At 35.7% G+C, this 19,972-nt stretch carries 16 protein-coding genes and 1 tRNA gene; 11 read left to right on the forward strand and 6 right to left on the reverse strand.

The genetic code is table 11. From position 1 onward, the window contains the following. Positions 1–34: 34 nt before the first annotated feature. Genes AWW78_RS00105 through rfbB form a run of 4 tightly spaced genes read right to left on the reverse strand, consistent with a single transcriptional unit; the run spans position 35 to position 5,033 of the window. Entirely contained in the window at positions 35–955 is a 921-nt protein-coding gene (locus tag AWW78_RS00105) for a DMT family transporter (protein WP_047133664.1), read from the reverse strand. A 17-nt stretch (positions 956–972) separates the two neighbouring features. Further along, positions 973–2,643 (reverse strand): SLBB domain-containing protein, encoded by a 1,671-nt coding sequence (locus AWW78_RS00110; RefSeq protein WP_047133665.1) that lies wholly within the window; start codon positions 2,641–2,643, stop codon positions 973–975. Positions 2,644–2,651: 8 nt separating this feature from the next. Continuing rightward, the gene (locus tag AWW78_RS00115) at positions 2,652–4,004 is read right to left on the reverse strand and encodes a nucleotide sugar dehydrogenase (RefSeq protein ID WP_047133666.1); all 1,353 of its coding nucleotides are present in this window, start codon (positions 4,002–4,004) and stop codon (positions 2,652–2,654) included. A gap of 6 nt (positions 4,005–4,010) precedes the next feature. After that, on the reverse strand, positions 4,011–5,033 hold the full coding sequence (rfbB, locus tag AWW78_RS00120; protein ID WP_047133667.1) for a dTDP-glucose 4,6-dehydratase: 1,023 nt from the start codon (positions 5,031–5,033) through the stop codon (positions 4,011–4,013). A gap of 181 nt (positions 5,034–5,214) precedes the next feature. Here rfbB and AWW78_RS00125 point away from each other — a divergent pair, with 181 nt between their 5' ends. Further along, positions 5,215–8,640: a hypothetical protein gene (locus AWW78_RS00125; RefSeq protein WP_047133668.1), complete on the forward strand. Its 3,426-nt coding sequence runs from the start codon at positions 5,215–5,217 to the stop codon at positions 8,638–8,640. A gap of 5 nt (positions 8,641–8,645) precedes the next feature. On the opposite strand, the gene AWW78_RS00130 is transcribed toward AWW78_RS00125, so the two are convergent. Further along, a tRNA-Pro gene (locus AWW78_RS00130) sits at positions 8,646–8,719 on the reverse strand. Positions 8,720–8,803: 84 nt separating this feature from the next. Beyond that, positions 8,804–9,403 (reverse strand): DJ-1/PfpI family protein, encoded by a 600-nt coding sequence (locus tag AWW78_RS00135; RefSeq protein ID WP_047133669.1) that lies wholly within the window; start codon positions 9,401–9,403, stop codon positions 8,804–8,806. 135 nt (positions 9,404–9,538) lie between these two features. Here AWW78_RS00135 and AWW78_RS00140 point away from each other — a divergent pair, with 135 nt between their 5' ends. The 10 genes from AWW78_RS00140 to AWW78_RS00185 all read left to right on the forward strand — a co-directional run bounded on the left by AWW78_RS00140 (position 9,539) and on the right by AWW78_RS00185 (position 19,942). Then, entirely contained in the window at positions 9,539–11,077 is a 1,539-nt protein-coding gene (locus AWW78_RS00140) for a bifunctional metallophosphatase/5'-nucleotidase (RefSeq protein ID WP_047133670.1), read from the forward strand. Then, the gene (locus AWW78_RS00145) at positions 11,067–11,783 is read left to right on the forward strand and encodes a DUF4013 domain-containing protein (RefSeq protein ID WP_047133671.1); all 717 of its coding nucleotides are present in this window, start codon (positions 11,067–11,069) and stop codon (positions 11,781–11,783) included. The genes AWW78_RS00140 and AWW78_RS00145 overlap by 11 nt, the downstream gene beginning before the upstream one ends. Before the next feature lie 20 nt (positions 11,784–11,803). Continuing rightward, complete coding sequence (locus AWW78_RS00150; protein ID WP_047133672.1) at positions 11,804–12,061, forward strand: hypothetical protein; 258 nt, start codon at positions 11,804–11,806, stop codon at positions 12,059–12,061. A 67-nt stretch (positions 12,062–12,128) separates the two neighbouring features. Next, the gene (locus AWW78_RS00155; RefSeq protein ID WP_047133673.1) at positions 12,129–12,878 is read left to right on the forward strand and encodes an outer membrane lipoprotein-sorting protein; all 750 of its coding nucleotides are present in this window, start codon (positions 12,129–12,131) and stop codon (positions 12,876–12,878) included. Then, on the forward strand, positions 12,835–14,109 hold the full coding sequence (locus AWW78_RS00160; protein WP_082349133.1) for an ABC transporter permease: 1,275 nt from the start codon (positions 12,835–12,837) through the stop codon (positions 14,107–14,109). The genes AWW78_RS00155 and AWW78_RS00160 overlap by 44 nt, the downstream gene beginning before the upstream one ends. Continuing rightward, the gene (locus tag AWW78_RS00165) at positions 14,106–15,317 is read left to right on the forward strand and encodes an ABC transporter permease (RefSeq protein ID WP_047133674.1); all 1,212 of its coding nucleotides are present in this window, start codon (positions 14,106–14,108) and stop codon (positions 15,315–15,317) included. Before AWW78_RS00160 ends, AWW78_RS00165 begins: the two co-directional genes overlap by 4 nt. A gap of 7 nt (positions 15,318–15,324) precedes the next feature. Continuing rightward, entirely contained in the window at positions 15,325–16,011 is a 687-nt protein-coding gene (locus AWW78_RS00170; protein WP_047133675.1) for an ABC transporter ATP-binding protein, read from the forward strand. Then, the gene (locus AWW78_RS00175) at positions 15,992–17,143 is read left to right on the forward strand and encodes a hypothetical protein (RefSeq protein WP_047133676.1); all 1,152 of its coding nucleotides are present in this window, start codon (positions 15,992–15,994) and stop codon (positions 17,141–17,143) included. Before AWW78_RS00170 ends, AWW78_RS00175 begins: the two co-directional genes overlap by 20 nt. A gap of 183 nt (positions 17,144–17,326) precedes the next feature. Continuing rightward, positions 17,327–19,534, forward strand: coding sequence for a bifunctional alpha,alpha-trehalose-phosphate synthase (UDP-forming)/trehalose-phosphatase (locus AWW78_RS00180; RefSeq protein ID WP_047133677.1), 2,208 nt, complete (start codon positions 17,327–17,329; stop codon positions 19,532–19,534). Positions 19,535–19,558: 24 nt separating this feature from the next. Continuing rightward, positions 19,559–19,942 (forward strand): carbonic anhydrase, encoded by a 384-nt coding sequence (locus AWW78_RS00185; protein WP_047133678.1) that lies wholly within the window; start codon positions 19,559–19,561, stop codon positions 19,940–19,942. The last annotated feature ends 30 nt before the right edge of the window (positions 19,943–19,972 follow it).

Here is a 19,972-nt window from a genome sequence, read left to right on the forward strand (position 1 = left end):
ACAAAGTTTGTTTTCTTCTCATATAAAATTAAACTTATTTTCGCCTTAAAAAATTTCTAAAATCACCTTTAAAAATAACATCCGACAACTCAGAAATTAAAAGACCTGCAAGCATCAGAATAGAACCAAATACAGCAAGAGGTGAAAGTTTTTCACTTAAAAATATCCACGCTATAATCCCAGCAAAAACTGGTTCCATTGTAAAAATGACAGCTGCGCGAGTTGGGGTTGTAAATTTTTGATACGCTGTTTGGACATAAGTTGCAAATACAGTGGCGAGCAAAGAAGTATAAATCAAAGCGAAAAACAAACCTGTTGTTAAATTTATCTTCGGTTCTTCAAAAATAAATGCAATCAAAAACGAAGAAACCGAAGTTAAAGCAAGTTGAACCAAAACAAGAATATGGGTTGGATGTTGCCTTGAATATATATCAATATAAACAATGTAAAGAGCAAACATCACCGCACAAAGAAGCGTCAGAAAATCTCCAATTGTAAAATTTTTCCCAAGTGAATAAACAAAACTTTCGATCGAATCATCCTTTGAAGTAAGCAACAAAAGACCTAAGGTAACAAGCGAAATTCCAATTAAGTTTCCCGGCTTCGGTGGCTTGCGTTCAATTATAGACTGAGCTATGGGGGTAAAAATTACAAGCATACCAGTTATAAAGGCAGACTTTGAAGCTGTCGTGTATTTCAACCCGACGGTTTGAAATGCGAAACCAGCAAATAAAAAGAAAGCAACAATTAAAGCATGCTTAAAAGCAAGAGAATTAAAATGCTTAAAAGAATTGTGAAAAAAGAAGATATATAAAACCGCTGAAATCCCAAATCTCACCCCAAGAAAAATTAAAGGCGAGACATCATCAAGTGCTTTTTTAACTATACTAAATGTCCCACTCCAAATAAATGTGATTAGCAAGAGAAGTAATTCGGCCTTGTATTGCTGCTTCATCTATAGATAAAGTAAAATTATTTCTGTTTAATTTGATTGTAAATCAAAATTATTGTCGCGACGGTTGACGCAACCGCACCTACCGTTGAAATTATATCTTTCGTGAGATTCCAATAATAAATTGATTCTCTTACTATCTTCTTTGGAACAAATATAAAATCACCCGGTTCAATTTCAGTACTTCCCGCATCATACCAAAGATACGTCTTTCTCTTTATAACTTTCACATCACCTTTTCTAGCAAGCTGAGAAAACCCCCCAGCCTTCAAAATATAATACTTGTAATTCTTTCCAGCTTCATAAGGTACAAACCCAGGATTGCTCACTTGACCGAAAACATAAACCATCGATGGTTGCTTCCGAGGCACAAATATAAAATCACCATCCTGAAGTTCCAAATCCAAATTTTTATTTATCACCTCCTTAATGTTAATCGATACAAATTTTACAGAATCTAAAAGCCCAACCTCCTGAGCAAAATTTATAGAATCCTCTTTTGAAAGCGAGAAGTTCTTAAGAAGAAAATAGCTGAAAATGAACTCTCGCTGTGGATCAAATTGTACTCCACCCCTTATTATATAAGCATTATCTAAATCGGAAGAAACAGATAAACCAGCCTTGCTAATTACCTCGCTTAACATTGTTCCATTTCTTGAAATCGGGTATGTTCCAGGGTATTTAACTTCACCTGCGATCGTAACGGTATAATTCTGTTTCAATGTTCTCTTTTCGGGGATGAAAATTCTATCGTTGTTTTCAAGTGTTAAATCACTTGTCTCACCGTTCAAAATTTTTCTCAAATTTATATTTAACTTTTCCTTTAGTTTCCCCTCTTCATCAAGCCGTATAATTTCAACGTTTTCAAGGTCGGCACTCTCAATTGTCCCCCCAGCTATTTCAACGATGTCAGTAAGCTTGTCACCTTGGACAAATTCATAAGCCCCTGGCTTATTCACAGCGCCGTATATTGCAACAAATGAGGACAAATCGCGACGCTGTACAACAATCCAATCACCCTCAAGAAGATATGGGTTATATTTATCATCTCCAGTTGCAAAGTATTTCCGCAAATCAACATTTATTACTTTCCCGTTCCTTTTTAATAAAATTTTTCTAAAGTTAACGCTATCAATCATTGTTGCTTTCCTCATCAATTGAAATGAATCTATCGGCAAAAAAGCAAGCCCAAGCACCGTCGAAACTCTATCAACAGATCGAACTTTGTATTTACCTTCATTTAAAACATATCCGGTTACAGTGACATTAAACGAGCGAGGGACTATAAGGGTTGCTGTAATTTCACTGGCTATATACTTTGATTTTATCTTCTGAATTATATTCCTTTTTGCCTCGGAAAGCGTAAGACCAGAAACTTTTACCTCGCCAACAGTTGGAATTATTGCTGTACCCTCAGTGGTTATCTGAACGGTAAAATTCAACGGGGGTGCGCTCCATATATTGACACTTAAGATATCGCCTGGTCCAACAATGTAAGTTTCAGGGTCGATTGGCTTTTCAAGTGCAAGAAGGGATGGGTCCAACACTGGATACTGAAAAGTTTGAGCTTGTTTAAGCAAATCGTCAAACTTTATCCCAAGTTCCTTCGTTGGAGCTTCAGATTTTATCTCCGGAATTTGCGAAAAGAGGTTAACATAGAAGACAAAGATTAGAATAAAAAACTTTTTCATAATAAAAGTCAATTTTTGTTTTCATTGCGGTTCATCCCAGCACCGAGCCTGACTATCTTTGCCGTGCTGTTTTCAATACCTTTTGTAGCATTTCTTGTGTCAATTATAACCTTTGAATTTCTAACTATAAACTCAAAATCGTAAATGCTGTGATCGGTCGTGATCACAACTATATCAAACTTTTGTAATTTCCTTTCATTCAGCTCAATTGATTCAAATTTTTTTGAGTTTACCCAAATCTCGGGAACATAAGGATCGTTGTAAAATATATTTATCGCACCTTCCCTCATAAGAAGTTCCATGATTTTAATAGCAGGGGAAAGTCGCGTATCATTGACATTTCTTTTGAAAGCAACCCCAAGAAAAAGTATGTTTGCATCTTTCAGTGTTTTTGGCAAATAACTTAACTCTCTCAAAATTAAATTTACGATATAAAATGGCATCGACTCGTTTGTTTCAGCTGCAAGTTCAATAAAATTAGTGTGGAAGTCATACGCTTTTGCAAACCACGAAAGATAATATGGATCAACCAAAATGCAATGTCCACCAATCCCTGGACCTGGATAAAAAGGCATGAAACCAAAAGGCTTCGTCGACGCTGCTTCGATAACCTCCCAAATATCAATATTACCTATCCTATCGCACAGCTGAGCTAGCTCATTGACAAGAGCTATGTTAACACTTCTAAATATATTTTCAAGAAGTTTAGCCATTTCCGCAACACGTGGCGATGAAACCAGATGCACATTCTTTGAGATTTGCTTTATAACTATCTCAGCCATACGGGCACATTCAGGCGTAACGCCACCAACGATCACAGGAGTATTTGAAAGATTCCATTCTTTGTTTCCGGGGTCAATTCTCTCGGGTGAAAAGGCAAGAAAAAAATCCTTCCCAACCCTTAAGCCAGTTTTTTCAAGAATGGGAAGGACATAATTTTCAGTTGTCGTTGGAAAGGTCGTACTCTTCAAAATTATAAGCTGCCCATGTCTTAACTTTTTGGCAATGTTTTCAACCGCATCCAGGATATGTGAAATGTTAGGTTCTTTATTTTCGTTGAAAGGTGTTGGAACACAGATGAAAATAACATCAAGTATATCAACAGCGGAATAATCGCTTACAGCCGAAAGTCTACCTGACTTAACAAGTTTTTTCACCTTCTCCGAATCAACATCAAGAATGTAATTTTCCCCTCTGTTCAACTTCTCAACTTTACTTTTATCAATATCAATGCCAATCGTTGTGAAACCCTTTGAAGCATATTCAACTGCAAGCGGAAGTCCCACATACCCAAGCCCAACGACGCCAATTTTTGCCTTTTTCTTGATTATCTTTTCCTCTAATTGCATCAAACGGTTAATTCAAAATTAATTTTTCAACCTTTCTTCATACCAAACCTGATAATACTTTTGATACTCACCCGAAATTATCCTCCGCCACCAGTTTTCATTTTGAATATACCAGTTTATAGTTTCTGTGATGGCTTCCTCAAAAGTGTAAACTGGTTCCCAACCAAGTTCATTTTTAATCTTCGTCCAATCCATCGCATATCTTCTATCGTGTCCAGGTCTATCTTTTACAAATTTTATCAACGATTCCGGCTTTCCAAGTTTTTTCAAAATTAATTTTACAATATCAATGTTCTGCCATTCATTGCTTGCACCGATGTTGTAAATCTCCCCAGGCTTACCTTTCTGAATCACAAAATCAATCGCACGACAATGATCAAGAACATAAATCCAATCCCGAACATTTTTTCCATCCCCATAAACGGGCAATGGCTTGTCGTTCAAGGCATTTATTATCATCAAAGGTATGAGTTTCTCTGGAAATTGATATGGTCCAAAATTATTTGAACATCTCGTTATGATAACAGGGACATCAAATGTTTTAAAGTAAGCTCTACACAAAAGGTCAGCGCTTGCTTTGCTTGCTGCATAAGGCGAGTTCGGCAAAAGTGGCATATCCTCAGTAAATTTTCCAACCGAGCCAAGCGAACCATATACTTCATCTGTTGAGATTTGTATAAACTTTTCAATCCCAAATTTCTTCGTCACCTCAAGCAAAACTTGAGTCCCAAGAACATTTGTCCTTATAAAAATTTCCGGACCAAGTATGCTTCTATCAACATGTGATTCAGCGGCGAAATTCACGATTACATCAATATCAAACTCTTGAACCACATATTCAACAAGTTCTTGATTGCAGATATCACCCCTTACAAAATGATAATTCGGATTATTTTCTACATCCTTCAAATTTTCAAGGTTACCCGCATAGGTGAGCTTGTCGAAATTTATAACTTTAACCCCCGGATAATTCTGAAGCATGTACCTGACAAAATTACTTCCAATAAACCCAGCGCCTCCCGTCACCAAAATACTTTGCATTTAAAAAACTCCCTTTTTAATTTGAATTTGACTCTACTTAACCCCCACCTAATGAAAATGGTGGAGGTGAAAATGCCAGAAATAAATCTATGAAAATGCGCTTAAAAAATCAATTGAACAACCTGTAAGCATTAAAACAAGCCCAGCACAGACAAAGGTATATAACAACTTTTCATAAGCTATGCGCTTTGCAATTTATGCCTTATTACTATTTGCAGGATTATGTTTTGCACAAATTCAAAGTGTTGAATTTGAAATTTCAAAAGGCGATTCAATAGTTAACCTTCCGCACCGTTTTATTATTCCACAAAGCGAAATTTTAAAAATCGACACGCTTGTTCTTCTTCCGGGAATCCATTATCAAATCAATTATAATCTTGGGAAAGTTTATCTCCATAACTCAGTCATCTCAAAAATTGACTCATCGAGATTTAAATTCAAAGCAGTTTACAGAACCCTGCCAATTGATACGATATTCTTTAAATATAGAAGAAGCGAACTCACAGAAATTGACAAACCAATAGAAAAAATTCTAAAAGTTGAAAAAAACATTGAAGAACACAGTTCATTTGCTGGAAATATACAAAAAAACGGAAGCATTGTTCGTGGTTTTACGCTTGGGAGCAATCGAGACCCCACGCTTCAATCTGGCTTTAATCTCCAGCTATCAGGAAACTTGACAAGAGATATAGAAATCACGGCTTCATTGACGGATGAAAATATACCAATTCAACCTGAAGGAAACACACAAACACTTCAAGAAATTGATAAAATTTTCATCAGAGTAAAGTCAAAAAACTTATTTGCGACTTTTGGGGACTATGACATTGGCTATCAACTTAGTGATGAACAAAATCTATATTTTTCAGAAACCCCCGAATTTGCTAACATAAGAAGAAGGCTGCAAGGTGGAAAGTTTCAAGCAAATTATGAAACTGATTTTGCAAAAACTAAAAATACAATTGCCATTGCTTCATCTCGTGGCAAGTTTGCAACAAATTATTTTAACGGAATTGATGGCGTTCAAGGTCCCTATAGATTGACTGGGCAAAATGGTGAAAGAGATATAATTGTAATTGCAGGAACCGAAAAGGTTTACATCGATGGTGAGTTAATGACGCGGGGTGAAAGCAATGATTATGTAATTGATTATTCAACCGCTGAAATAACATTTACTTCAAATCGTTTGATAACATCCGCGTCAAGAATAACAGTTGACTTTCAATATACTGACAGAAAATATGCAAGAAACTTTTTTGGTTTTGTCTCGGATAATTTTCTTTTCAATGACAGGTTAAATTTGTCTTTTTCGTACTTCTATGATTCAGACAATAAAAACGCTCCAATTGATTTCGTCCTCGCACAATCGGATATTGAAATTTTAAAAAACAGTGGTGATAATTCATTAAAGGCGGTTAAAAGTGGGATAATTTATGTTGGATTTGATTCAATCAAAGGAATTGGGAAGGGACAGTACGTTAAGAAAGATACAATGATCGATTCAGAAAGATACGAAATCTTTGTATATGCCCCGGGGGATAAAAATGCTCTTTACTCTGTGAGTTTTTCTTATGTCGGCGTTGGAAAGGGAGACTATGCGCGCCGTGGAATCGGAAAATATGAATTTATTGGAAAAGGCAAGGGTGAGTACCTTCCTGTGATCTTTTTACCAATGCCACAATCGTCGCAAATTTTTGACATCAGGGCAAAGTATAAAACAGAAAACTTCAATTTCTTCGTCGAATCAGGCTTTAGCAATTTTGATAAAAATCAGTTTTCTTCAATAGATAATGAAGATAACAAAGGTTTTGCTTTAAAATATGGGTTCAACTATTCAAGTGGAAAAATTTTTGAGAAAGGTTTAAGAAAAATTGACTTCAACATTTATCAAAGACATAGAAATAAAAACTTCACCAGCCTTGATCGATTTAATGTGATCGAATTCAATAGAAAATGGAACCTCGGTCCCGAAACCTCACAATTTGATGAAATCATCCTTGAGTCTTCTTTGCAAGCCGAACTTTTTGAAAAAAGTTTTGTGAATTTCGGTTATGGATCTTTAAAAAATGAAAACATATTTAGAACGAACAGAGGTGTGGTTAGCCTGACGATCAATGAGGTAAACTTTCCTGAAATTAACAACACATTTGAAATTTTATTATCAAAATCAGACACGTTCAAATCAAAATGGATAAGAAATAAAGGCTCGGGTAAATATAAAATTGGACCCTTTCTACCATTTATAAACTATGAAATGGAGTCCAAGGAAAATTTAGAAGGTGACTCCATAAGCTTGGGAAGCTTTAGATTTTTAAGGTTAATCCCGGGGATTGAACTTGGGGTAGGAAAGTTCAAAACCGCGTTTTCTTATGAGTTAAGATTTGATGATGTTGTAAAAAATGGAAGCTATGCTCGATTAAGCGTAATGCGAAACCAAAATTATAAAATAAATTTCGTCGATAAAAGATTTGAATTTAACGGCGATTTAACTTTAAACAAAAAAACTTTTCTTTTGGATTCGGTAAAGACCATCAACAATATCTTGATAAGATCACAGGGTAAAATGGAAGCTTTTAAAAGATCTTTAAGGGTAAATTTGATCTATCGAGCGATGACGAGAATGGTCTCGAGGCTTGAACCTGTTTTCATAAAGGTTCAAAGGGGCACAGGGAATTACAGATATCTTGGGGATTTAAATGGCAACGGAATCCAAGATGCAAATGAATTTGAACGAACGAAGTTCGATGGAGATTATATTATGCTCACATTGCCCGGGGATCAGCTCATTCCAACGGCAAATGTTGAGGCAAGCTTCAATCTACGCTTTTATCCAGAAAGATTACTTAAGCTTTTATCCCCATTTTCAAGTGATACATACTTCCAGGTTTCGGAAAGTAGTCTTGAATCGCAAGAGAAAATTTACCTGCTGAAGTTAAAATATTTCCAACGCGAGGATAAAACCATAAACGGAATGATCACATTTAGACAAGATATTTACATGTTTGAAAACAGCAGAAAGTTTTCTTTAAGATACAGATTTTTAAAAACTGGTTCAATGTTCAGCTACAACATTGCGACGAGAAAAACATTCGGCATCGAAAACTCAATGCGAATAAGATGGTATCCGGAGCTTGACCTTGGATTTCAAGTAGAGGGAACAATAAAAAATAAAACATCTGTCGGCGGATTCAAAGAAAACGATGTTTTTGACATAAAGGGGCAAAGTTTAAATTTTGAAATTTTTTACAAACCATCTAACAATGTTGAATTGAGCCTAAAAACTGGCGTTGGTCGCAATAAAGATTTTGCTGGTGCGGTTAAAAGCGCGGATTTAAATCGTGAAAGCATTAAGATAAGTTGGCTTCTGATGGGCAAGGGAAGAGCTGAGTTTGAGATTGAAAGAAATGAGGTGCTAGTGAAGGGCACTTCGGGAATCGCAAGTTATGAACTTATGGAGGGAAATTATCCGGGTAGAAGTATATTCTTGCGATTGAATTTTTACTATAGCATTGGCGATTATATTCAGATTAGCGGGAACTACAACGGTCGCTTTCTTTCAACCGGGGTAATTCACATCGCGCAAGCAGAGGTGAGGGTATACTTTTAATGAAGTCGGGGCGCCCGGACTCGAACCGGGGACCTCTTGGTCCCGAACCAAGCGCGCTAACCATCTGCGCTACGCCCCGTTCTTCAAATTAAAAAATAAAGAAACTCTCATAAACTTACAAATTTAAAGCCCTTCCCCAAATTTGGGGAAGGGCTTGAACTTCTCACACAGCCACCTTTTCCTCATGAATTATCTTCGTCCCAAGAAGTTCCAAAAACTTTGCAAGCCATTCAGGATGAGCTGGCCATGCTGGAGCAGTTACAATATTCCCATCAACGATTGCTTTATCCCACGGCAATTCAACATATTCACCGCCGGCAACTTTAACCTCTGGACCAACCGCGGGATACGCATTTATCTTTTTCCCTTTGACAACACCAGCGGCTGTTAAGACTTGCGCACCATGGCAAACAGCAGCAATCGGCTTATTATTCTCAGCGAAATGACGCACAATCTCGAGAACTTTCTCATTCATTCTGATATATTCAGGCGCTCTTCCACCCGGAATCACAAGCGCATCATATTCCTCGGGCTTGATATTATCAAATGTCGCATTAAGTGTGAAGTTGTGCCCTGGTTTTTCACTGTAAGTTTGATCTCCTTCAAAATCGTGAACCGCTGTTCTCACTTTTTCCCCTGCCTTCTTCCCAGGGCAAACTGCATGAACAGTATGTCCAACCATTTGAAGCGCCTGAAACGGCACCATAACTTCATAATCCTCCACGAAATCTCCAACTAGCATCAAAATTTTCTTCCCCGGCATAGCAAACCTCCATTTTTGTTTAACTTGTTTACGGAGATAATTTAAAAAGTTTAAACAACAATGTCAAGGGGGTCTCCCGTTTGATTGAAAAATTCTAATTTTATATATTAACAAAAACAAAACTCGCAGATTAAAGTGAAGTTCAAACAAGTATATCGCCTACTGTTAACTTTTCTTGTTTTTGTTTTAAGTCAAATTTTACTATCTCAAAATCTTGAAAAAATTTTAATTCTCCATTGGAATGATTTTCACTCGCAAAATGTCCCGATGCGTTCAATCTGTAGTGACACGCCATGCTATGTCGGCGGAACTGCGAATTTGCTCGGATTAATAAATAAATTTAGAACTGAAGAAAAAAATGTGCTTGTTTTGAACGCTGGGGATGATTTTCAAGGAACGCCAATTTCTTCACTTACAAAAGGACGATCGCAAATTGAACTTATGAATTTGATAAATCCAGATGCGATGACGCTCGGAAACCATGAATTTGATTACGGGAGAGATGCACTTGAAGAGAATTTAAAGCTTGCAAAATTTAAGGTCATCTGTGCCAACCTTTGGGATAAAAGAAAAGGTAATCTTTTCACCAAACCATACACTGTGAAAAATCTCGGTAAAGCAAAAGTTGGCGTAATAGGTCTTACAACACCAGAGCTTTTCAAACTTTCACTCAGAGAAAATCTTAAAGACCTTGAACTCCTTGACATCGAAAAAGTCACAAGACAGTATATAAATGAGCTAAAAACTAAAGAAAAGGTTGATCTAATAATTGCACTTACACACCTTGGAGTACAAGCTGATTCACTGCTTGCCGTTAAATTTCCAGAGATAAAAATTATAATTGGGGGACATAGCCATACCGTTTTGAAGGAGCCAAAAATTGTAAATGGTGTGATCATTTGTCAAGCAGGCTCAAGGGGAGAATATCTTGGATATCTTGAAGCTATGATTGATGTCGACGGTGATTCGGTTTACTCTTACAAAGGTAAATTAATTCGAGTAGTTGAGGGGACTGTTAAACCAGATGAAGTCGCTTTGAAAAAGGTTGAAGAACTCGAAAAAATGGTTGATAAAGAATTTGGACAAGTTATCGGGAAACTTGAAGTTGATTGGAAAAGAAACTTTTATGGTGAAAGCAATCTCGGAAATTGGGAAGCCGATGTGATGAGAGAGTTTGCAAAAACTGATATAGCATTTCAAAACTCGGGTGGCTTAAGAAAAGATTTACCAAAGGGAGATATAAAGGTTCGAGATATATGGGAGATAAATCCATTTGGAAACACATTTGTCGTGTTTGAAGTCGATGGGAAAACATTAAGAAAAATGATGGAGTGGCAAGCGTCAGGTAAAGCCGAACTTATGCAGGTTTCGGGGATAAAAGTTGTGTTTGATTCAAGAAAAAAGATTGGCGAGAGAATTATCTCAATTGAAGTTGGTGGAAAACCGCTCGACGAAAACAGAATATATTCAATAGTTACAAATAATTGGGTTGCTGACCATCTCTATGATTTATTTGGAATCCCGCAAAATAGCGTTAAAATAAAAAATCTCGGCGTGGTTGATAGAGATATTTTCATCGAAGCCGTGAAAAAACAAAAAGTGATAAAATCCGAAGTTGAAGGGAGAATAATAGATCTCGCCAAACAAAAGGAGGAAATAAAAAATGAATATTGAAAGAGGTTTTAAATTTGTCTTTCAAGAAAAAAACTGGTTCGGTAAAGTTGTTGTCGGCGGTTTGATGCTGTTATTTTCTTTTCTGATTGTTCCCCTTTTGATTTATTACGGCTATCTCGTTGATGTTACAAGACGAACGATAAAAGAAGAACCACAACTTCTTCCCGATTGGGATGACATAGGGCAAAAAATTGCCAATGGTTTTAAACTTTTAGTGATCATTATAGTTTACCTTATCCCTTTCCTTGTTTTGCTCGTAATTTCACTCCCATTTGCTGAGATAGAATTTGAAAATTTTAAAAGCAGAGAGATAACTGCATTTATCATGCTGTTTCTATCAAACTTATTTTTCAAATCAGAGTTGACAGGTATTTCAATTTTATTCGCTATTTCATCTTTAGTTTACATTCTTTTCTTTGTTTTAATCTTGCCGTTCGTCGTTGGAAAATTTGCTGAAAGTGAATCAATAAGTGATGCATTTGCAATATCAGACATATTTTCAATGCTCAGAGATAATATCGGTGAGGCGATCATAGTTTTTCTTTTGACGATTTTCCTTCAACTTCTCGCTTCGCTTGGGCTTGCGCTTTGTTTTATAGGAATATTTTTAACTGGATTTTGGGCAAGTGTCGTTCAATATTATCTTTATGGTGAACTTTACAAAAAAGCAACCCAAACTAGAACAAGATCAATTTTGACAACTTAAAATTAAAACAAGGAGGTAAAATGGATAAAGTCGTAAAGAAAAAATTCGGCTTCATTGAACTTCGTACTCAAAAGTTAAATGAACAATTCACACGAATTGAGATAGATTTCAAAGGTCGCTATATCTGGACCACATGTAAAAATGGCGAGGAAAAGGAGGCAATACTTGAACTTCTAAAAGAATTGTTTGAAGATGAAATTGACTCACTTCAAAAGATTTGCACCGAGTTAAAAATAGATATCAAAAAAGTTTTTAACATCGAGAAAGCTAAAACTTGAAACAAGTAGATAGTTTAAACCGTCAAATTTACGGTTTTGGAAAATAAAAAATCTCTTGGTTTCAAAAATGCGCACCCTTTTGTCGTCTTTACTTTTTCTATCCCTCCTTGTCTCTCTTGGCTTTCCGCAAACCCCGCAGGAAATTATTAAAAAATCTGAAAACCAAATTAAGGGGCGAACATCGTACGGCATCGTTGAGATGAACATCATTACACCTGATTTTAAAAGAACTTTGAAAATGGAAGGATGGTGGGTAGGGAATGAAAAGGCTTTAATTGAAATAAAATATCCAAAAAAGGAAGAAGGAAATAAAACCCTCAAAATCGGAAACGAACTCTGGCTTTACCTGCGAAATACAGAAAGTTTGACAAAAATACCCCCATCAATGATGCTCCAGTCATGGAACGGCTCTGATTTCACTTACGATGATCTCGTTCGGGAGTCAAACCTTGAAAGAGATTATGATATGAGAATTATCTCTTCTGATGAAACTATAAACTCAGAGCTATGCTGGAAAATAGAACTTGTCCCCAAGCCACAAGCTCCAGTTGTTTGGGGCAAAATTTTTTATTGGGTTAGAAAGTCCGATTATCTTCCAGCGAAGATTGAATACTACGATGAGAAAGGAAAGCTCATAAGATATATGGAATTTTATAATGTAAAGGAAATCCGAGGTAGAAAGCTTCCCACAAGATGGGTTATGTATAACAATATTGAAAAAGGGAGAAGAACGGAGTTCACTTTGATAGATATCGTTTTTGACATAAAAATAGATGAAAAAATTTTCTCATTCAGAGAACTTGAAAAAAGAAGATGAAATTATGTTTTTCTTAAAATTTGCATGGAGAAACATTTGGAGAAATAAGCGAAGAACAATCATCACCATTACCGCTATTACTTTTGCTACCATGATAACAATTATAATGAGGGGAATCCAACTTGGAAGTTATGAGTATTTCATACGAACAATAGCAGGTGATTACTCTGGTTATATTCAAATCCAACGGGAAGGTTACAAAGATGATCCTTCGCTTCGCAAAACATTCATATATTCTGACGAAATAAAGAAGACAATTGAATCAATCTCGGATATCATAGCTTATGCCCCAAGGTTGTATGCTGATGTAATGATAAGCTCAGGTGAAAATTCTTATGGCGGAATAATTTACGGAATTGATCCAGAAATTGAATTAAACTTTTCAAATTTTCACAAGAAGGTAAAACAGGGTAGGTTTTTAAATAAAGATTCTTCATACGAAGTTATCCTCGGATATAAACTATTTGAAAATTTAAAAATTAAACTTGGGGATGAGATTGTTATACTTGCCCAAGGTTTTGACGGAGCACTATGGGATATGAAGTTCAAAGTCGTTGGGGTTGTAAAACTTGGATACACAGAGCTCGATAACTCAGTTATCTTTATGAATTTGAAAGATGCTCAGGAGCTTCTGTCGGCAGAAAATAGAGTTAGCGTCATAGCAATTTTATTACCAGAACTTGGAAAGATAGAAAAAGTTAGGCAAAAGCTTTTAAGCGAGCTTACTCAAAAAGAATTGGTCGCCTTATCTTGGGAAGATGTAATGGTTGAATTGAAACAATCAATCGATCTTGACAATGCAAGCGGAGTTTTGTTTTTGGCATTTTTAATTATAATAGTTGCTTTTGGAATTCTTAATACAATATCAATGTCCGTTGTTGAAAGATTTAATGAATTCGGTATATCTCTTGCGATAGGTTTTAAAAATCAAAAGTTGGTTTTGATCGTTTTTCTTGAAATAATTTTTATTGCCCTTATAGGCATATTGCTTGGATGTTTACTTGGAGGAATTTTCAATTACTATCTTATAAAAAATCCCATCGTTCTCACGGGTGAATTTGCCTCAGCTTACGAAGAATTTGGATTTGAACCAAAGTTTATTTCCTCTTTGCAACCGAGGATTTTTATAAACACAGGATTATCCATTTTGATCGTATCAATCATTTCAAGTATAATTCCACTTTATAGGGTTTATAAACTTGAGCCACTAAAGGGGATAAGATTCATATGATTTTCAAGCTCGCATGGCGAAACATATGGAGAAATAAGCGAAGAACTATCGTTGTGATGCTTTCAATTATCGTGAGCGTCGCGGTCCTTTTACTTGTGGATACATTGTCAGTTGGTATGATGAAGCAAATGCTTGATAACCAGATAAACATTCACATTTCACATATACAAATTCATAAAAAGGGATTCAAAGACGATAAAACAGTAAAAAATTATATCCCGGATGATCTAAAGGTCGAAAAAGCAATAATGGAAATAGAAGAGATAAAATTTTACAGCAAGCGTGTAATAACTTATGGAATGATAAATAGCGCATACAACTCTTCAGCGGTGATCATAGTTGGGATCCAACCCGATAAAGAAAAGTTCATAACGATAATATCAAATTCAATATCACGGGGGAAATACCTCGAAAACAAAGGAGAAATTCTGCTAAGTGAGAAACTTGCTCAAAAATTAAATGTTGAAGTTGGAGATAAAGTTGTTCTTATGGTTTCAGATGTTGATGGGAACATTTCTACAGAACTTTTCAGAGTTGTTGGACTTTACGAATCCCCACATTCAGAATTTGACAAAATCAATGCGTACATCACAATTGAAGACGCGCAGAAGATTTTAAAGCTTGACGGTAAGGTCATCGAGTTTGCTTTAATAGTTAAAGATCAAAAATATGTAAATCACATTAAGGAAAAACTTGAACAAAAGCTTGGGGATTTGTATGAAGTTTTAACCTATGCTGATGTTGCTCCATTTATAAGAATTATGCTGGATATGTATTATCAAATGATATGGATCTACTATTTTATTTTCGGGGTCGCAGTTTGTTTTGGAATAGTAAATATAATGCTTATGTCCGTTTTTGAAAGGGTTAGAGAATTTGGTGTTCTTAAAGCAATAGGAATGAAAAATAAAAACATTTTTCTGCTAATAATGACTGAATCGTTTATTATCGGTGTTCTTGGAACCATCATCGGGCTTGCGCTTGGATTTGCATTCTATATACCACTTTCAAAATCAGGGGTTGATCTTGGCTTTTTTGCCAAAAGCTTAGCGTGGTTTGGAACAGGGAGGATCATATATCCGGTTTTAACCAATTTCACACTTGCTCTCGTATCACTTACAATGCCTTTTATGTCCTTAATTGGGGCGATCTATCCAGCGGTTAAATCAATCAAGCTTGAACCGGTTGAAGCTATAAAACACATATGAAAAACCTATGACAATAATAAAAACAGAAAACTTAACAAAAATTTATTCCGATGGAAAAGTTGAGGTTGTAGCTTTAAGGGATGTCAACCTTGAAATTATGCAGGGCGAATTTGTCGTTGTAGCTGGACCATCTGGTTCTGGAAAGACAACACTTCTAAATCAAATTGGTGGACTTGATAAACCCACAGAAGGAAGGGTCTATCTTGAAGGGAAGGATATAACACAGATGAAAAAAGATGAGCTTGCAGAGCTAAGACTCAGAAAGATCGGTTTTATATTTCAGACATATAATCTAATTCCAGTTTTAACTGTTTCTGAGAATGTTGAACTTCCACTCGTTTTGCTTGGAATCCCTGAAAGGCAAAGAAAAGAACAGGTTATGGAAGTTTTAAACCTCCTTGATATAAGTGAGTTAGCGAATAAGAAACCAAACGAAATTAGCGGTGGACAGCAACAAAGAGTTGCAATTGCGAGGGCGATCATCACAAGACCTTCAATAATTCTTGCGGATGAGCCAACGGCGCATCTTGACTCAAAAACAGGAGGAATGTTAATCGATGTCATGATAAAAATGAACCGTGAAAAGGGAATAACCTTTATAATTTGCTCACATGATCCACAAGTGATCCAAAAGGCTGGACGATTGATAAGATTAAGAGATGGAATGATAGAGGATGATAAAAAAATTTGGTAAAACTTTCTTAATCCTACTTTTTCTTAATGAACTTTCCCCTTCACAAGCTTTTAAACTTTCTGGTTATCTTTCTGAATTTGCAATTTATCAAAATGTCAAAGAAGAGTTCGCTCAAACTTTTGGAATTGGCAAAAACCTATTGGTAAATATCAGCCGTTTACGACTTCGTCCAGAATTTGACCTTGCAAAAATTGGTAAAATTTATATAGAATATGAGGTGAATGGCTTTTATCATTCTTCAGAGTTATTTTTTAACCCAGTGGAACTTACTTCAAGAAGGCAGTTTTACAAAATGAGATGGGCTTTGCACGATGGGAAAAAACTTGAGATTTATCATTTCATTGACAGATTCTACATTAGAAAAGACTTTAACTTTGGAAATTTGATAATCGGAAGGCAAAGGATTTCTTGGGGAACTGGAAGAGTGTGGAATCCAACAGACCTTTTTAATCCGATAAATCCAGCAGATTTCAGCAAGATAGAAAAAGATGGCGCGGATGCTGTCACATGGAAAATTTACTTGGGAAGTTTTACAGACTTGCACGTCGTGTATAATCCGGTGAACCGTTTTAAAAGTAATAATTTTGGATTTCGTTTCAGATCAAATGCAAAAGGTTTTGATTTTTCCTTTATGTCGGGATATTTTGATAAGCGTGGCATTGTGGGATTTGATTTCGCGGGAAATTTTCTCAATGCTGGAATAAGAGGCGAGGGAATTATTTCAGCGGATGTTAAAAATCTGCGTTCAAATTTCTTAAAATTTATTCTTGGGTTTGACAACCAATTCACCAAAAATTTCTATGCCTTATTTGAATATCAGTTCAATGGCGAAGGAAAAACCAAAAAAGAGGAATATGAAATTGAAAGGTTGACAAGGGGCGAGATTTTGAACCTGAGCAAAAGCTATGCGTTTATCTCAGCAGTTTACACAATTAATCCAATTTTATCTTTAACATTTTCTTTGAATCAAAATTTAAACGATTGGAGTGGATTTGTAAATGCTTTACTTTCTTACTCCCCAACAGAAAATTCGGAAGTTGGATTTGGAATAATAATGTTTTTTGGTGACAAGCTGGATGAATACTGGTACTATTCAACATCCGCTTTTTTAAAATTTCAATTTTTCTTTTGATGAAGTTTCAAGAAGGGTGAATCTTTTTGCATCAATAATTGACCTTTCTTCGATTTTTATTAGATTTTAATTAGACACACAAACCTTGGGTTATTGAAAAATACTCGAGGGCATCTTAAAAAGCTCATCTGCTCCTGTACGATAACTTCATTACAAATAAAAAATTAACGGGGTAGAGTGAATATGAGATTACTAATAGTATCAAATAGATTGCCCATAACGATAGAGGAACAAGAAAGTGGTGAATTGTTAATTAAACAAAGTGTTGGTGGTCTTGTTTCGGGAATAAGTGATTATTTAAGTAGGCTCAAATTTTCTGAATTTTTGAAACCTGATTATGTATGGATTGGTTTCTCCGGCATAGATGTCGACAGTAAACAAAAGGAAAAATTATCCAAAAAACTTTTTCAACATTATAACGCTTGGCCTGTTTTTTTGTCCAAAAGGGTTGTGGATAAATTTTATCATGGTTTTTGTAATAAAATTCTGTGGCCACTTTTTCACTCATTTCCAAGCTATGTTGAATGGAACGATGAATACTGGCAAACTTATATAGATGTTAATAAAATTTTCGCACAGGAAATTTTGAAAATTGCCAAAGAAGATGATATTATATGGATTCACGATTATCATCTGATGCTCTTGCCTTCAATGTTAAGAAAAGAAATCGACAATGCCAAAATAATTTTTTCCCTTCATATTCCATTCCCACATTTTGAGATATTCCAGCTTCTGCCCAAGGCTTGGCGCACTGGACTGCTTAAAGGACTTCTTGGAGCGGATATAGTAGGTTTCCATACTTACGAGTATTCACAAAATTTCTTGCAATCTGTTTTGCGATTTTTGGGATATCAAAACGAAATGGGCAAAATCCTAACTGATGAGGGATTGGTAAAGGTAGGGACATTCCCAATGGGAATAAATTTTCAAAAATTTCATTTTGCTTTGGAAGATCAAGAGATCCTTAGCAAGGTTGAAACTTTAAAAGAAAAATTTAAAAATTACAAGGTGATACTTTCCATAGATAGACTTGATTACACGAAAGGTATATTAAACAGATTGAAAGCATATGAGCAATTTTTGAAGGATAATCCTCAGTACTTTGATAAAGTTGTTTTAATTATTGTAGTTGTTCCAGGGCGTGTTGGGGTTGAGCGATATCAAAAGACAAAAAACGAGATAGACGAATACGTCGGCAAAATAAATGGTGAATTTGGAAATATAGAGTGGACGCCAGTTATATATCAAACAAAATTTTTACCCTTTGAAGACTTAGCGGTTTTTTATAATATTGCGGATGTAATGCTTGTTACCCCTTTACGTGATGGGATGAACTTAATTGCAAAGGAATATGTTGCGTCTAAAAAAGATGCAAAAGGTGTTTTGATTTTAAGCGAAATGGCAGGAGCTGCAAAGGAACTTACCGAAGCAATTTTGGTAAACCCCTATGATATTTCTGAAATTGCCTCCGCTATAAAAGAGGCTCTTGAAATGCCAGTCGAGGAGCAAACAAGACGGAATAAAATAATGCAAAACAGACTTAGAAAATATGATATAGCTAGGTGGGGTGATGAATTAATAAAAGAGCTACTTTCCATCAAAGATGAACAAAATAAATTCTCCACCAAGTTACTGGTACCTCGATTACAGGAAAAACTATATAGTGAGTATAAAAAAGCTGAAAGAAGACTTATATTGCTGGATTACGATGGTACACTTGTCCCATTCGTGGCTTCCCCACCCAAAGCCCAACCTGATGAAGAACTATTAAACTTGCTTATGAAATTAACTGATGACGCAAAAAATGAGGTAGTCTTACTAAGTGGAAGAGATAAAGAAACTCTTGAAAAATGGTTTTCAACAATTGGGATAAATTTGGTAGCAGAACATGGGGTTTGGATCAAGGAGAAACATGAAAAAGACTGGAAAATAGTGATGCCCTTGAGGAGCGATTGGAAAGGGCAAATTTTACCAATAATTTCCACTTATGTAGATCGCCTTCCCGGTAGTTTTATAGAGGAGAAAGAATTTTCAGTAGCATGGCACTACCGCAAATCTGACCCAGAACAATCATCTCTCGTAGTGAAAGATGCTATTGAATATCTTATAAGCTTTACTGCAAATCTTGACATACAAATATTACAAGGAGAAAAAATCGTTGAAATAAGATGCGGTGGAGTAAATAAAGGTTCAGCGGCTCTGTATTGGCTATCTAAAAACAACTTTGATTTTATATTAGGCATTGGGGATGACCTTACTGATGAAGATTTATTTAAAGCTCTGCCAGAAGAAGCTTACACTATCAAAGTTAGAATAGGTCCATCTAACGCAAAATTTAATCTATATGACTACTCAGAAGTGAGGAAACTGCTTTGGAAATTAGGTGGGTAATTGAAATAAAAACTAATATAGAGTATGAACGAGATCAAATTTGCTACTGCGATCAACTGCATTGATGGAAGGGTTCAAATTCCAGTAATTGAATGGTTGAAAAAAGAATATGGAGTAAATTATGTGGATATGATTACAGAACCAGGCCCGGATAAAGTATTATCGGAAAACAAAAGTGACTTCACACTCCAAGAAATAAAAAGAAAAGTTGAAATCTCAATTAGTAAGCATGCTTCAAAGCTTGTCGCAATTGTTGGGCATCATAATTGTGCGGGTAATCCAGTAGAAAAAGAAACACACTTGAAACAAATTTCATCCGCTATTGAGACAATTAAAATGTGGAATCTTGATGTCGATATAATAGGGCTGTGGGTTGATGAAAATTGGAAAGTTCATAAAGTTGAGTGAATTTATAGTAGTTAGGGAAACGATCAAACT

Source organism: Candidatus Kryptonium thompsonii (assembly GCF_001535985.1).
Lineage (GTDB): Bacteria > Bacteroidota > Ignavibacteria > Kryptoniales > Kryptoniaceae > Kryptonium > Kryptonium thompsonii.